This window comes from Formosa sp. Hel1_31_208 (assembly GCF_900104785.1).
Taxonomy (GTDB): Bacteria; Bacteroidota; Bacteroidia; order Flavobacteriales; family Flavobacteriaceae; genus Psychroserpens.
Window position 1 is genome coordinate 1665250 of sequence record NZ_LT629733.1, and the last position, 15217, is coordinate 1680466.

Annotated in this window: 17 protein-coding genes; 4 read left to right on the forward strand and 13 right to left on the reverse strand. The window is 37.2% G+C overall.

Annotation, left to right across the window (positions count from 1 at the left end; genetic code table 11):
• Nucleotides 1-45 precede the first annotated feature (45 nt).
• From BLT57_RS07540 to BLT57_RS07575, 8 genes are all read right to left on the reverse strand, one after another.
• Nucleotides 46-2571, reverse strand: coding sequence for a PIG-L family deacetylase (locus BLT57_RS07540; protein WP_091424398.1), 2526 nt, complete (start codon nt 2569-2571; stop codon nt 46-48).
• Between the two features lie 100 nt (nt 2572-2671).
• Entirely contained in the window at nt 2672-3016 is a 345-nt protein-coding gene (locus tag BLT57_RS07545) for a VOC family protein (protein ID WP_091424401.1), read from the reverse strand.
• 11 nt (nt 3017-3027) lie between these two features.
• Nucleotides 3028-3573 carry a mechanosensitive ion channel family protein gene (locus BLT57_RS07550; protein WP_091424403.1) on the reverse strand — a complete coding sequence of 182 codons (546 nt, stop codon included), beginning with the start codon at nt 3571-3573 and terminating at the stop codon, nt 3028-3030.
• Between the two features lie 49 nt (nt 3574-3622).
• A complete protein-coding gene (locus BLT57_RS07555) occupies nt 3623-4576 on the reverse strand; it encodes a septum formation inhibitor Maf (protein ID WP_091424406.1) in 954 nt (317 codons plus the stop codon).
• 35 nt (nt 4577-4611) lie between these two features.
• Complete coding sequence (locus BLT57_RS07560; protein WP_091424408.1) at nt 4612-5199, reverse strand: Maf-like protein; 588 nt, start codon at nt 5197-5199, stop codon at nt 4612-4614.
• A 4-nt stretch (nt 5200-5203) separates the two neighbouring features.
• Complete coding sequence (locus BLT57_RS07565) at nt 5204-6121, reverse strand: geranylgeranylglycerol-phosphate geranylgeranyltransferase (protein WP_091424412.1); 918 nt, start codon at nt 6119-6121, stop codon at nt 5204-5206.
• 25 nt (nt 6122-6146) lie between these two features.
• Complete coding sequence (locus BLT57_RS07570) at nt 6147-6677, reverse strand: HAD family hydrolase (protein WP_091424417.1); 531 nt, start codon at nt 6675-6677, stop codon at nt 6147-6149.
• Nucleotides 6667-7425, reverse strand: a complete 759-nt coding sequence (locus tag BLT57_RS07575; protein ID WP_091424421.1) for a Rossmann-like and DUF2520 domain-containing protein — start codon at nt 7423-7425, stop codon at nt 6667-6669. The genes BLT57_RS07570 and BLT57_RS07575 overlap by 11 nt, the downstream gene beginning before the upstream one ends.
• 83 nt (nt 7426-7508) lie before the next feature.
• On the opposite strand from BLT57_RS07575, the gene BLT57_RS07580 reads away from it, so the two are divergent.
• The 3 genes from BLT57_RS07580 to mscL all read left to right on the forward strand — a co-directional run bounded on the left by BLT57_RS07580 (nt 7509) and on the right by mscL (nt 11925).
• On the forward strand, nt 7509-7910 hold the full coding sequence (locus tag BLT57_RS07580) for a group III truncated hemoglobin (RefSeq protein ID WP_091424423.1): 402 nt from the start codon (nt 7509-7511) through the stop codon (nt 7908-7910).
• 115 nt (nt 7911-8025) lie between these two features.
• Complete coding sequence (ccsA, locus tag BLT57_RS07585; RefSeq protein ID WP_091424427.1) at nt 8026-11286, forward strand: cytochrome c biogenesis protein CcsA; 3261 nt, start codon at nt 8026-8028, stop codon at nt 11284-11286.
• A gap of 198 nt (nt 11287-11484) precedes the next feature.
• Nucleotides 11485-11925: a large conductance mechanosensitive channel protein MscL gene (gene mscL, locus BLT57_RS07590; protein ID WP_091424430.1), complete on the forward strand. Its 441-nt coding sequence runs from the start codon at nt 11485-11487 to the stop codon at nt 11923-11925.
• A 73-nt stretch (nt 11926-11998) separates the two neighbouring features.
• Here mscL and BLT57_RS07595 read toward each other — a convergent pair whose 3' ends face one another.
• The gene (locus tag BLT57_RS07595) at nt 11999-12415 is read right to left on the reverse strand and encodes a hypothetical protein (RefSeq protein WP_091424433.1); all 417 of its coding nucleotides are present in this window, start codon (nt 12413-12415) and stop codon (nt 11999-12001) included.
• 148 nt (nt 12416-12563) lie between these two features.
• Nucleotides 12564-12971, reverse strand: a complete 408-nt coding sequence (locus tag BLT57_RS07600) for a DUF2452 domain-containing protein (RefSeq protein WP_091424435.1) — start codon at nt 12969-12971, stop codon at nt 12564-12566.
• 417 nt (nt 12972-13388) lie between these two features.
• Between BLT57_RS07600 and BLT57_RS07610 the strand changes: the two genes are divergently transcribed.
• Nucleotides 13389-13880, forward strand: coding sequence for a Pvc16 family protein (locus BLT57_RS07610; protein WP_091424439.1), 492 nt, complete (start codon nt 13389-13391; stop codon nt 13878-13880).
• A gap of 34 nt (nt 13881-13914) precedes the next feature.
• Here the strand turns inward: BLT57_RS07610 and BLT57_RS14125 are convergent, their stop codons facing one another.
• From BLT57_RS14125 to BLT57_RS07620, 3 genes are all read right to left on the reverse strand, one after another.
• The gene (locus BLT57_RS14125; protein ID WP_172827437.1) at nt 13915-14058 is read right to left on the reverse strand and encodes a hypothetical protein; all 144 of its coding nucleotides are present in this window, start codon (nt 14056-14058) and stop codon (nt 13915-13917) included.
• A gap of 162 nt (nt 14059-14220) precedes the next feature.
• Nucleotides 14221-14511 (reverse strand): DUF2188 domain-containing protein, encoded by a 291-nt coding sequence (locus BLT57_RS07615; RefSeq protein ID WP_091424442.1) that lies wholly within the window; start codon nt 14509-14511, stop codon nt 14221-14223.
• 3 nt (nt 14512-14514) lie between these two features.
• Nucleotides 14515-15186, reverse strand: coding sequence for an HAD family phosphatase (locus BLT57_RS07620; protein WP_091424443.1), 672 nt, complete (start codon nt 15184-15186; stop codon nt 14515-14517).
• Between the last annotated feature and the right edge of the window lie 31 nt (nt 15187-15217).

Here is a 15217-nt window from a genome sequence, read left to right on the forward strand (position 1 = left end):
CCAGAAGTACTAGGGTGTACATGCGATTCCACTTATACTTTTCCATTAGTTTTTGATTTGATTAGTTGGATTGATGTCATTTTTTCCAAGGGATAACATATTGGCAAATAGGCGATAAGCACCAGAAACGCCAGCAGGAAACTCTCTAAAAAAGCTTAATCCAGTGTAAATATAGTATCCTTTGCCGTATGGCGCTACCAATAAACTTCCTGTTTTTGGCGATTCCCCTTTATCATTCATTGATAAAATAGGTGTGAATTCATCTGCCCAATTGTCAGGGAAATAGAGCCCACGCTCTTGTGTCCAGCCGTTAAAATCTGTTGAAGTGATTTTATTCGGAAAGTTTAAAACTTCATGATCTGTCGCTAATAACTCTACTTCTGCATATTCATCAGTGACACGATCCCGCGAAAGTTTAAGCTCGTATGGAGCAATCTGATCTACTTTCAAACGTCTATTAGTGTTGTACTGTACTATCATATTTCCACCTTGTTCCACATAATCAAATAAGAGTTGCTGCTTAAATTTTAAATTGTCTACTGTATTGTATGCTCTAATTCCGACAACAATAGCATCGAAGCGTTTTAAATTTTCTGCTGAAATATCTTCAGGGTTTATAACCGCTACATTATAGCCAATTTGTCGCAAGCTTTCGGGAACTACATCACCAGCACCTTCTATATAACCAATGTTTTCACCACGTTTCTGTATGTCTAACCTAACGACTTTACTTTCACTCGGCAATAGCACGGTTTGAAATGGAATATGATCATAATCTATTTCTATGAGTTCTCGTGTATATACATTATCATCAATATGAACCATTGGGGTAATTAAACCTTCACTTTGTGCTTTTGGTGGAATTACAGTAAATATGAGACGCTGTTCCTGTCCTTTATCATTAATAGCTATTTTTTGTTGTTTTGGATACACGCTCCATCCGTCCGGATGTGCAATTTGAACAAAGCCTTCAATATTATCACGTCCAGATTTCACGAAAACTTCAATATCACGTTGTGCCTCACTATCGATAATAATTACTTTTTCCGAAATTTTAACAGACGCTTCTGGTATAATTTCAAAAGGTTTATAAACCTCACCTTTTACAGGATCGTTGGTTTTAAATACAATGGGTTTGATATACGATAAAACAACATTCTCAATACTCAAATTAAAGGTCACATTCAGAGCTCTAGGAGTTTCCGGCTTACCAATCAAACTTTGGTCCTCGACATTGTACATTCCTAAGGTGCCTTTTTTAGTGAGCCAATATGGTGTCGAGACCTCTTGACTGCTTTTAATATTTAAAGTTTCTTTAAAATCATAGTCCGTATTGTTTTCTAGAGTTATGTTTTTATCAATTTGAATTCCATTTGGATTAACAATACTTATCAAAGATATATTGGCGTCACTGCGATTAATCACTTCGATATTAAGGTCTATACTAGCTCCCGCACTGGCATGATTTGTATTAGCTGCAGCTTCAAGAAACAAGCCTGCACAAGCTGCAATAATTGATTTAATCTCTTTAGTTTTAATAGATTTCCAATGTTCGTCGTTTAAATTTTGGATGGCTTTATATGCCCGCATTAATTCTGGGATAGATGCTGACGGGTTTCTGAAATCGTAGCGTTCTTGTACGGCATACAAAATATCTCCAACGACCTTTCCGCCTTCAACACGGTTCCAAGAGGTATCTATTCCATCAAAAAGATTGTCTTTATTAGTTGGTAAATCGCCTTTGATTAATTCAATATATTCTGCTTGCGAACCGCGACTTCCTGTGCTACCAAAGCCTTGAGATTTGTGCTGACTTCGACTTAGTGCCGCGATTTCTGGATTACTCAAGCCACTACTTGGGAAATACACACCGGTATCAATTTCGAGTAAATTGGTTTTATCGGCTTTTTCAAAATTTTCACGACTTCCGTAGAACCACCAAGACGTATTAAAAAAGAGTCGTTTAGGTTGCCACGTATTTATAGTTTTGAGTTGGTCTGAATAGGCAGTTTTATCACCAACTACATCGAAAGCTTCGATACTCAACATGGCCGAACTCGTATGATGACCGTGAGTTGTTCCTGGGTTTCTATGATTAAATCGATTAATAATTATATCGGGTTTAAAGCGGCGTATGGCCAAAACTACGTCACCTAAAACGTCTTTTTTATTCCAAATAGCTAATGTTTCATCAGGATGTTTAGAATATCCAAAATCATTGGCTCTGGTAAACATTTGCTCACCTCCATCGGTGCGACGTGCCGCAAGTAATTCTTGTGTACGAATGACACCTAAAAGCTCTCTAATTTCCGGGCCCACTAAGTTTTGTCCGCCATCACCACGCGTAAGAGAAAGATAAGCCGTTCGGGCTTTAATTTCGTTAGACATGTATGAAATGAGACGCGTGTTTTCATCGTCAGGATGCGCAGCAACATATAAAACAGAACCTAAAAAATTTAGCTTTTTTATGGATTCATGAATATCAGAAGCGGTAGGTTTTTTGGGTTGTTGTGCTGAAAGCACTGTAGCTGATAGGAAAAATAAAAACAGTAAGCGTAATTTGGTTTGCATATCATCATGGTTAGTTACGACCAAATATAATGAAGTATGCTAGGGCAGTGATGGGTTTTAGATTTTCTTTAACGTTACAAATAAAGTTGTGTTTTATAGGTTATTCAGACCAAACCGCTAGTTCATTCCCAGAAGGATCGAGAAAATGAAAGCGCTGACCACCAGGAAAGGAAAAAATATCGACTGAAATACTTCCGCCTGCCTTGATAATGGTTTGCTTAATTGTATTAAGGTTATTATGGTATAAGACAACTAAAACACCATTGACAATTGGTTGGGTAGTTTTTTCAAAACCTCCAGCTATTCCGCTATATTCAAATGCACAATAATCAGGCCCATAAGCCGTGAATTTCCATCCAAAAGCTTTTGTGTAGAATTGCTTTATGGCTTCTAAATCATGTGCTTTAAATTCGATGTAATCTATATGGTTGTTTGTTTGTCCCATCTTTAAAAATATTATATTGAATCTCCACCATCATCCATTAAACTTTCAATGGCATCTTTTTCGATTAAGGTCACTGCTTTCTGTAAAAGCAAATTATTTGGGTAGGTCACCAAATCTCCATTATCCAGTCGAAGATGTAAATGAAATGCTCTAATGTCTTCAATGATGCATTCAATGGGGAAATCACTATCGTGAATTTGAATTTTGTCACCTACTTTATAAGGAAATGAGAAGAACATAATTATACCCGAAGTCACATTACTAAGAATGGACCAAATGGCAAATAATCCGGTACCTATCACAGCGAAGACAGAGGATAAAATAAAGGTCATGTCTTTTAATTCAGCGCCTAAAACAACAGATTCTATAGTTAAAGCTAGAATAAATAAAGTCACTGTTATATATCTGCATATCAAATGTATGCGGGCTTCATTTATTCCGCTTTTTCGCCCAATACGTTTCACAAGTGTATGGCTCAAATAGCGTACAATCAATAAAACAAGAATAAGAATTCCAGTCGTAATAAGCTCAGTTTGATAGGTCTTAAGAAAATGCATTTTTAAATTGGTTGTTTAACCAAATATACATCACAAATTTAATAATCAATTATTTTAATTGAAGAGTTTCACGCAAAGTTTCGTCGGCATTAGAATTCTTTCTCCAATAGGCAGATTTGATGGTTTTGAGTTTTGTGGCTTTAGTTGTTAGTATGGCAGCATTAATACCATATCCGTCTTTATACGTTTCTTCCCAGCCTAAAATATCAAAGGGGAAATTCATATTGAAGTTGATATTTAACGTACGACCTAATTCAGGATAGGTTATTGAATAGTTGTTCGATTTTAATACTGCAATTGCCTTATAAGCTCTACATTCAATGTGTTTAAGTCGGATGAATTCCATAGACGGAATAACATTTAATTCTCCTAATGGTAAGCTCTTCGGGTCTAATCGTAACTGTGCCCATAATTCATTTTCCAGAATCGTTTTATCTAGTGTAACGTTTTGATCGGCTTCCCGTTCAAAATAGCTATGCGTCTTAATTTCAAATTGATCTTTATTATTAAGTTGTGTATAGGCGTGGCCACACCATTCTTGTACTGAACAACTTACCTTTATTGCATGTTTTGTATTGCTTACGGGATAAAACGTGGACTGCATAATGGAATATGGATAGATTCCGGTATTAAATTTTTTGGTGGCATTAAGTTTTAATACTGAAATGTTCGACGTATTGAAATTATCGGCTTTCACTTGTTTTTCTGGAAGAAAATCTTCGGTGACATAAACTAAAACGGCAGAACCGTCATGTATCTCACCATAGCGGACTTGTTCTAATTGATATGAAGATATTTCGGCTTCACCTGCATACCAATAGGAGATAAATTCTTCCGATTGTTCAAATGGGGGTTTATTGGAAAAATTGATAACTGTTTCTGTCATTGTTTCGCTGTTCAAGACAAGGTTTTCTGCGTTTGCTTTTTCGTTACAAGATGTGAATATTCCGAAGACGCATAACATGAACACAGTGCCTATAGTTTTAAGTGCAATCTTTGTCATAAAATTTTTTTGACAACAAATTTACGATTGAATTCTTACAGAACCATGCTGTTTAACGTTTTGTAAACGAGATGTGTTGGTAAGCCTACTACATTAGTATAGGAGCCTTCAACCTTGGTAATGCCAATTTGCCCAATCCATTCTTGAATACCATAAGCGCCTGCTTTATCGAAGGGTTTAAAGGTGTCAATATAGTAATTGATTTCTTCGTCGGTCAACGATTTAAAGGTGACTTTAGTAATAGCATTAAGCGTTTTTTGGGACGATTTAGTTGTAAAGCAAACCGATGTGATTACTTCGTGTGTTGCACCACTCATGGAAGCAATCATATCAAAAGCTTCAATATTATCTTTTGGTTTCCCTAATGCTTTGTCGTTATGCCAAACAATGGTGTCACTAGTAATTAGAATGTCATGCGCTTGCAATTCGTCTTTAAAAGGTAAGGATTTTAATTGTGCCAGATAATCACTAATCTCAAAATGCCGGAGTCGTTCTGGGTATTCTTCATTAATGGGTTTTAGTCGAATTTCAAACTGTAAGCCTAATTCCTTGAAGAACTGTTGACGTCGAGGAGATCCTGATGCCAAAATGAGATGATAGTCTTTTAGTTTGTCGTTGAGCATGAGTTTAAGATTTCAAAAATATAGGATACAAAATCAATGATAAAATACCTAAAAACATAACGAATTTATAGGTGTTACTGATCTGTTGGAAATGCTTCGGATGTTCGGCACTAAATATTTTGATGGTTGCATAAATCAATGGTGCGACAATACACACTAAAAAGTATATGGCAATTACTTGTTGCTTGTATAAGTAAGTCACAATAAAATAGATGACAGTACCAATAGGAATCATACTCACAGCAAACGCAATTTTATTGGCACGCTCGCGACCAAGCGCAATGGGCAAAGTATTCATTCCTGCTTTGTGATCACCATCCACATCCTGAATATCTTTGATGATTTCTCTCACTAAATTGATGAGAAATGCAAAAACCGCATAGTCGACAACAATTTCAAAAAAGGTGAGTTGTGCTAATCTGTTTTGAGTAGTGATGACTGGTAACAAATCAAAAATACCCACGATTAATAGACTCATACCTACTAAAAATGAAATGAGCACATTTCCGAAGAGTACGGTCCCTTTCAAATAAGAGGCATACACATACAGGGCTAATGAGATAATAACGAAAATGGCGAAGAACGCTGATTTTCCGACACTATGAGATAAATAAAACCCTATTGCAATCCCTATAATATTGAGAATGAAAAATAAATTATAAGCGACTTTCTCAGATACAGCTTTCCCAATGACCACGTCGTCTGGCTTATTGACGGTATCCGTTTCTACATCATAAATATCGTTAATAATATTACCAGCTGCAGCAATACTCGTTGTGGCAATAACGAGTAATATAAAGCCTAAGGTGTTTAAAGTGACCTGTACATTAAACGATTCAAAAAGCGCATATTTTATAAGGGTTTGCGCTATGATGATCATCAACAGGTTTTTCCAGCGGATCAATTTTAAAATGCTTTGCATTTACAGTAAAAGGTATCGTTAGTTGTTAATCGTATTTGGCATCAAAATTTCCGTCCCATTTGTCTTGTACTTTCATCACCTGCTCAATAATATCTCGTACAGCGCCTTTTCCGCCAAATTTGTGGGAAATGTAATTACTAATCGCTTTGACTTCAACAGCTGCATCTTGCGGACAAGTAGCTAAGCCCACCAATTTCATCACAGGAATGTCTGGAATATCATCACCCATATATAACACCTGATCTGGTGTGATATTGTTGTTACTGAGATAATCATTGTACTGATTTATTTTATGATGTGCACCTAAATAGATGTCGGTAATACCAAGTCCTTCCAAACGTTTTTGAACCCCTAAATTGGTGCCTCCCGAAATAATGCAAATATTAAAACCTGCATCTTTAGCTGTTTTTAAGGCATAACCGTCTTTAATATTCATGCGTCTCAGCATGTCACCATTAGTCATGATGGTTACGGTTCCATCGGTAAGTACCCCGTCTACATCAAAAATGAAGGTGGTGATATGTGATAAATATTCTTTATAACTCTTATCGTCCATGTGTATCTTGTATTAAAGCGGTTAGTAATTTATAAAGGTCTTTATGATGCTCGCTTTTTAGTAATTTCAAATGCTTTTTAATCGTTTTTTTATCATTGCGTTTGGCTGGTCCTGTTTGGGCCTTGAAAGGTGATAAGTCCTGAACCTTATTTGCTGTTTCTATAATTAATGGTTTCAGTAAATCAAATTCAGCACCTTCAGCCTCGGTAATTTCATGTGCTACGCGATACAGCTGATTAGTAAAATTATTCACAAATACAGCTGCCAAATGCAAGGCAGCACGCTGATCACTATTCACGCGTTTGGTGATGGTAGTTATGGCAGTAGCTACCGATTTTAAAAGCGCATAGTCTGTCTTTCTTAAACTTTCTAAGCAAATAGGTACCTGTGAGAAATCAATATCTGCAGCTTTCGAAAATGTCTGTAGCGGATAAAACACACCACGTCGGTTCTTTTTGTCTAAGTCGTATGCAGTCGCACTTCCCGAAGTATGCACGACCAAACGATCTTCAAATGGTAGCCGCTTAGATAAGTCTGTAATTGCATCGTCACTAACGGCGATGATATAGATATCAGCTTTGGTGAGTTCAGAAAGGTTATCGGTAATAGCGACTTCGTTTTTAAAGGTTTCTATAGTTTTAAGATGTCGGTTGTACCATTGTTTGACCTTAACTGCTTTCGAAGCAGAAAACGCTTTGTATAAATGGTGAGCCACATTACCAGCTCCGAGAATAACGACTGAAATCATGCTGCTAAAATACAATAGAAATACGAATTACAAATGATGATTATTAATCAATCATTCACATTATTCGATTATATTAGCATACCATGAAGCAGGATATTCAAAATAGAGCTGATATTTTTCAATTGGTGACTCGGTTTTATGATAAGGTAAGAGCTAACGATGTTCTTGGTCCGTTTTTTAATGAGACTATCACCGATTGGGACACGCATTTAGAACATCTTACCACCTTTTGGGAAAGCAGTTTATTTATGACGCGACAATTAGAGCACAAATATCAGGGAGATCCATTAGCGGCACACGTGAAAGTAGATAAGCGCTATAATCATCGTATTACTGAAATGCACTTCGGAATCTGGCTCAATCTATGGTACGAAACATTAGAAGCCTTATTTGAAGGTGAGATAACGGAAAATGCAAAGCGAAGAGCTCGAAAAATGGGTACCTTCATCTATCTGAAAATTTTTGAAGCACGTCAAAAGAATTGAGAACTCCTATTTAAAAAATAATGTAGGATTTTAACACATTTTTGATGCTATATGTCCCAGTCTAAACAAACTAAATTGGTTATCTTTGCACAACAAAAAAATAAGCTGTCGCGCTATGCAAAAGAAACTTGCTAATATTTTATTTTCTACACGTCTTACAGGTATTTTATTTATTGTTTACGCAGCTGCCATGATTACTGGTACGTTTTTAGACGCAGGACAAGAAACTTCACCAACACCATATACCAGACATTACATATACAACGCATGGTGGTTTGAAGGGATTATGGTGATGTTTGTGATTAATTTCATTGGAAATATCTTCAGATATCGACTCTTTAGAAAAGAAAAATGGGCAACACTCACCTTACATTTAGCCTTTATTTTTATTCTTTTAGGTGCAGGAATTACGCGCTATGTCGGATTTGAAGGATGGATGCCTATTGCTGAAGGCGAAACTGAAAGTTCATTTCTAACAAGAGATATATACATAACAACCTTTATTGATGGTGACCTAGTGATTGATGGTCAGCAACAACGACGTGTGGTACAAGAACGTGTGGATTTTTCCGAGCGCTTAGCTAATGATTATGTACATACAACCAAATACAATGGGACACCTGTCACCATTGAAGTTAAAAAATTTGTAAAAGATGCTGAGTTGGATATTATTCCTGATGATGAAGGTGAATCTTATTTGAAATTAGTAGAAGCAGGAGATGAAGCCTCTCATAGTCATTATATTAAAGATGGTGATGATGAGCTGATACATAATGTGGTCTTCACTTTGAATAATCCGAAACCAGGAGCCATAAACATCACAACGAAAGACGGACAGCTCTTTATGGAATCGCCTTTTGAAGGTGATTATATGACTATGGCAACTCAGGCCACAGGTAAAGTGGTTAAAGACTCTATTCAGCCTTTAGCTTTGCGATCACGTTATCAAATAGGAACTATGGCCATGGTATTTCCAAAGCCTGTCGTTCAAGGAAAATTTGGGGTAGTGAAAAAATCGCAGCTTTTACGTAGCCGTGAAGATGGCCTTGTGGTAGATGTGACAGCCAATGGTGAAACTAAAACTGTAAATTTACTTGGTGGACAATATGTAAACGGACGTTTTGAGCAGGTAAAGGTGGGTGGACTAGATGTCGCTGTGAAGTATGGTTCTATCGTAAAACAATTACCGTTTAGCATTAAACTCAACGATTTTATAGCCGAGCGTTATCCTGGAACAGAGGATAACTTTTCAGCTTTTGCCAGTGAGGTGACCGTTATGAAACCTAATGAAGCGCCTTACGATTATCGCATTTTCATGAATAATATTCTCGATGAAGAGGGATATCGTTTCTTTCAGGCGAGTTTTTTTCCAGATGAAAAAGGAACTAAACTCTCGGTAAATCATGACAAATGGGGAACTTGGGTGACCTATTTTGGGTACTTCTTATTGTACTTCGGACTTATGGCCATTCTCTTTGATCGGAAAACGCGATTTGCCGATTTAAAACGGATGTTGGAAAAAGTTAAAGACAAAAAATCAAAGCTCTTAACGGTTCTGTTATTGAGTTTCAGTTTGGTTGGTTTCTCACAGGAACATTCCGAAGATGATGGGCACAATCATACGCCAATCACCCAAACACAAGACGAACATTTTGAAGGAGATGGTCATGATCATAATACACAAGTAGATTTTGAGAAACCTACCAAAGCCGCAATAGATTCTGTTATACGTGCCAATATTGTTCCTAAAGCACATTCAGATAAGTTTGGGGAATTGGTGATTCAGGATTACAGCGGAAGAATGATGCCAATGAATACGTTTGCTTCGGAAATCTTACGTAAACTCAGTAAAAGAGATCACTACGAAGAGCTTGATGCTAATCAGGTTTTATTGTCCATGCAGGAGAGTCCGTTGTTTTGGTACAACGTTCCAGTTATTTATTTAGCGAAACGCAAAGGCGATTCCATCAGAAATATTATTGGAGTTGATAAGGACCAGAAGTATGTGGCGATTACCGATTTCCTAACCGAAGACGGTAGAAACAAATTAGGGCCATACCTTGAAGAAGCGTATGCAGCTGAGGTACCTAACGGATTTCAAAAAGAATTTAAAGAAGCCTACGACCGTATGAGCCTATTATTTAATACACTTGATGGTCGTTCAATAAAAGTGTTTCCAGTGCCAGATGATGAGAAAGATACATGGATCTCATCTGTAGAATACAAGGAAGATTACCGTACACAAATTAAAGACACACTCTACGGAAAGTTTATCGAAAATAGTTTTGGTTACTACTTAGGAGAACTCTATAAAGCAAGAGAGTCGGGAGATTGGTCTCGGGCAGATCGCTTATTAGACGGATTTAAAAAGAATCAGCAGCAGGAGGGTAGTGAAGTGATGTTATCTGACGATAAGATTAAAACCGAAATCTTGTACAATAAGTACGATATCTTTAAACGTATCTATGCCTATTATATGCTGGCAGGAGCGCTATTATTCATTTTATTAGTAGTGCAAATCTTCAAGTCTAGAAGTAAGGCTTTAGATGTCATTGTGAAGGTATTAGCTGTTTCGATATTTGCGCTATTCCTAGTGCATACAGCAGGATTGATTGTGCGATGGTACATTTCGGGTCACGCACCATGGAGTGACGCTTACGAATCGATGATTTATGTAGCTTGGGCAACGATGTTCTTCGGATTAGCTTTCGGACGAAAAAGTATGTTGACATTAGCTGCGACCGCCTTTGTGACGTCTATGATTTTAATGGTCGCGCATTGGAACTGGATGGATCCCGCTATTGCTAATTTACAACCTGTATTAGATAGTTACTGGCTCATGATTCATGTCGCTGTTATTGTAGCGAGTTACGGACCTTTCGCTCTGGGAATGATTTTAGGAGTGACGGTATTGTTACTCATGATCTTTACAACCAAAGACAATAAAGTCAAAATGGACCTGAACATTAAGGAGCTAACACTCATTAATGAAATGGCTCTAACCGTTGGGTTGGTGATGTTGACCATAGGAAATTTCTTAGGAGGGATGTGGGCTAATGAAAGTTGGGGACGTTATTGGGGTTGGGATCCAAAAGAAACATGGGCACTGATTAGTATAATGATTTATGCCTTTGTGATACATATGCGTTTAATTCCAGGAATGCGAGGTCGCTACGGCTTTAATTTAGGCGCTATATTAGCATTTGCAAGTATTTTATTTACTTATTTCGGTGTGAATTTCTACTTATCAGGATTACACTCATACCAATCTGGACAGCAAATATTAAGTTATCAATATATCGCTATAACTATAGGTATTGTGGCACTTCTGGGGTTCTTGGCCTATCGTAAATACGCGAAGTATTACAGGAAATAAGTGCGTCTCTTCTATTATGGGATGGGATGATGACTATAAAGCTATAGTGTTGTCAGCATTTGAAGCACGAGTTCGTTACCCGAGGGTAGGGAGAGTGTTTACAAAATGGAAGAAAGATCATAGGTCTATATCCAATTCAGTTGTTTTAATTCATAGATTCAAATACCTTTGCCATCGTTCAATTATAAATACAATACCATGAAGTTTTTAAAGGAATTCAAGGAGTTTGCGATCAAAGGCAATATGATGGATATGGCCATTGGCATTATTATAGGCGCCGCTTTCAACAAAGTCATTGATGTGCTCGTAAAAAAAGTGTTCTTACCACCATTGTCATTGATGACCGATGGACTTAATTTTCAGGATCAGAAATATGTGGTTAGGGAGTCAATTATTAATACTCAAGGAGAGGTCATAGTTAAAGAAGTAGCGGTAGAATACGGAGTACTTGTTGAAACCTTTTTAGACTTTTTAATTGTGGGCTTAACCGTGTTTATAGTCGTAAAGGCTATGAACAAACTGCGGAGTAAAGCTCAAGACCCCAAAAACGAAGTGGTAGCAACACCTAAAGATATTGAGCTACTCTCCAAACTCACCGATTTAATGGAAGAGCAAAATGTGTTGTTGAAGGGGAAATAAATTTCAACTTGTCTTCTAAATTTATCGTTCAGAATTCATGCTTCCTGTAAGGAGATTGGAAAAAGCTTTGAGGTTACAGTTGCAATGCTTCAATCAAACTCCAAAGAAATAACGCAGACCATAAAATAGTCCGAATCCAATTTCGCATGATCAATTGTACTAATGTTTTATAGGTATGTTGATTACCGTTAATTTGTTGATGCAAGGGCACAAACTGTACAAATGTGGAGACCCAAAGTAAGATGACGATTGTGAGCCCGAGAATTGAAAACAAATTTTGCGACACAAACACCTGATAGAAATAAATAATGAGCTGCCCAAACATCAAAGGCATTACAATGATAGCAATGTTTTTTGTATACCTACTGTGCCATTGTAACAAACCATCTCTAGAATAGTGTTTAAATGATGGGTATACGGTCAATTGTACCATCCAGATAAGAATTACTAATCCGAAATCAATTATAACTCTAGCAAGGTCTATGATCATTTGTGAAAATATGTTTCTAAATCAAAGGTACTATATAAAAGTATGCCTTCTAATATTTCAAAAACTTCAATGGTTCTCAAAACACATGACAAACGCACTAGAAATATGAAGACCTTTTTTTATCCATGGAAAAAAGATTAATAAAGATTTATAAGTCTATTTTTTTCCACATCTGCTCGCTATTGAGCTGGAAACTTCCTATATAATCAAAGGTGCAATGTTTGGGTGCGATGATAGAGAGAAAAGGTTGCTCGTTTTTATCACGATAGAGGTGATAGGTTTCTCCAACTATAGGTTCAAAATTAAAGCGAGCGCTATACACGAGGTTGTTGAATTCTAGCTCTTCAATCATTTTATCGTATTCGGCTTTAATTTCGAGGTATTTGGCTTTGAGTTGCTTATTGGCTTTGTGGACATTGCGCTTTTTCCAAGCAGAGGTGTCGGTCACTTGTATGGCAGGTGCACCTACATTAGTGGCATAAGGTTTTAATGCCGCATCGTAAGTTTCAGTCTGTTCATTATAAACGACCTGGTCTGGTTTTTTGTCTTTGGACATGTAGCGCTGTTTTTTACAAAGATAAAACAGCTTTTTCGGTTGGATATGTTAAAGCAACGTTATTTTTTTTTAACTTGTGAGACTTAACAAATCAATTATTAATGAATTTTATTAAAAAAATAGGACCCTCCAATCTCTTTATGTTAGCGCTTACGGCGTTAATCATTTTGGTAGCCGAATATTTGTTTCTCAGAGGTGAACAGCTTCACGGGATTTTTATCGGACTCTGGGCACCGACCCTCCTCGGCATAGTCATCTTTATAAAACAAATCAAAAATGGACGCTAACGACATCGTACTCTACTTTTCTGGCTTTGTCTCTTTTTGCGTGGTTATATGGGCTGTGGTGATTATCCGTGTTTATAATCGTATTGATAAGGATAACTAAGACTTTTCGTATTTATTTCAAACTAAACTTATGATTGAAACCACTTTGGGGTATCTCACCTTACGACTAAATGAAGACATCAAAAGGCAACTAAAAACCACTGATGATATACTCAGTTTAGCGCGCGTCTCAGATGCGAGTGTGAGAACACCTTTATTGCTGAGTGTGATACAAGTAAATGAAGATACTAGTATATCTAATGCGGCACTTACCAGAACAATAAGTCAAAACGTTGAACGGATTGCAGCACCACAAGTATTGAAATTACATGTGCTCATCTCAGTAAATACACAAATAAATTATAAAGAAGGATTGCGCTATCTGTCTCAGGCCATGAACAGCATTAATGCCCACCCAGTCATGACCCTTCAAAATACGGTCAACTTACCTCAAGATATTTCCAAAATATATATAGAAACAATGACATTCGATCTCGACCAACAAGCACTGCTTTGGCAAAGCTTGAAAGTCGCCTATCAGCCTTCAATAGTCTATAAGTTGCGTGTGATAGGACGTGAGTAGGGATTTAATTTGGTGAAATGAAAACGGTGAATGCCTAACCTTTCGCTTTTTTAATAATCGCTTTAAGACGCTCTTTTCTTAACACTTCTTCAGCTTTTTTCTTATTCTTTTTTTGAGCCATGAGCTTGGAGTGCTTGGCCTTGTTATTACCGTTTTTTTGTCCTTTAGGTTTTGGCATGTGAGTTTATTTTAGCAGTCCATATGCGAATATATTGTGTTTTTTTATTTTTTGCCATTTAATGGATAGATACCCTTATAAATTAGCATTTAAAGATAAAAAAAGCCCTTGAGCTCGCAAGAGTTTTTCTTTGAAGTATTGGAGTACTACAAATAAATGATATTAGTCATCCTGATAACTTATGCGCTCGCGAATGCCACCATTGCCACGATGAATAATCACGTCTGCCTTGTAACGTTTCGCTAAGGTTTTAGCTTTGCGTATCGCAGTGCTTTGTTTTCTATGTTTAGAGGTGATGCGTTTATTACCCTCTCGACGCACAGCCCAACCGTCTTTATTAGGAACTACATGCTGGTGCCAAGTCCGTTTTCTGCCAGCCTCTTTACCTAATGTTTTGAGAATGGCTTCGATGAGTTGTTGTATGGCGTTGGTTAAGGTGTTTTGCTTGGGCATGGGTTAAACGTTGGTTGCTGTGGAGTACATTTTTAATTTCTCAAAAGTTATATCCCTAAAACTAGACACAACTAAATCTGCTTTCGAATAATCTTGATCTTCGCTGTGCAAGCTGTCATAGCCAATACAAAAAATATTGGCTGCTTTGGCGGCTGCAATGCCATTGGTAGAATCTTCAATCACGAAGCAGTCTTTAGGCTCATGACCAGACAATGCTGCGGCTTTAATAAAAATCTCAGGATGCGGCTTCGACGCTTTTAAGTCGGCACCAGAAATCTTAGCCACAAAGTATTGGTCTAAATCAAAACGGTTAAAAATACGGTTGATGTTTTTCATAGAGGCGGAAGAAGCTAGAACCAAAACTATCCCATGACTGTAATAATCTTTGATGAGGTCTAACACACCATCGAGTAAGTGCAAGTCGGTATCAGTATCAAACAACTGCTTGAAGTGGTGACGCTTGATATCCACTAATGTCTGTGGACCTAAAGGCAGCTTGAACTGACGCACCAGCTCTTGGCAAATCTCTAATGTGGACTTCCCAGTGAAGGAAGCGTAAAGATCATCGGAAACGTGAATGTTTACGTCGTCAAACATTTGGTAATAGGCTTTATTGTGTAATGGCTCCGAGTCTACGATAACGCCATCCATATCGAATAAGGCTGATTTGAACATGTTGAATTGATTTAATAGCGTTACGAATATA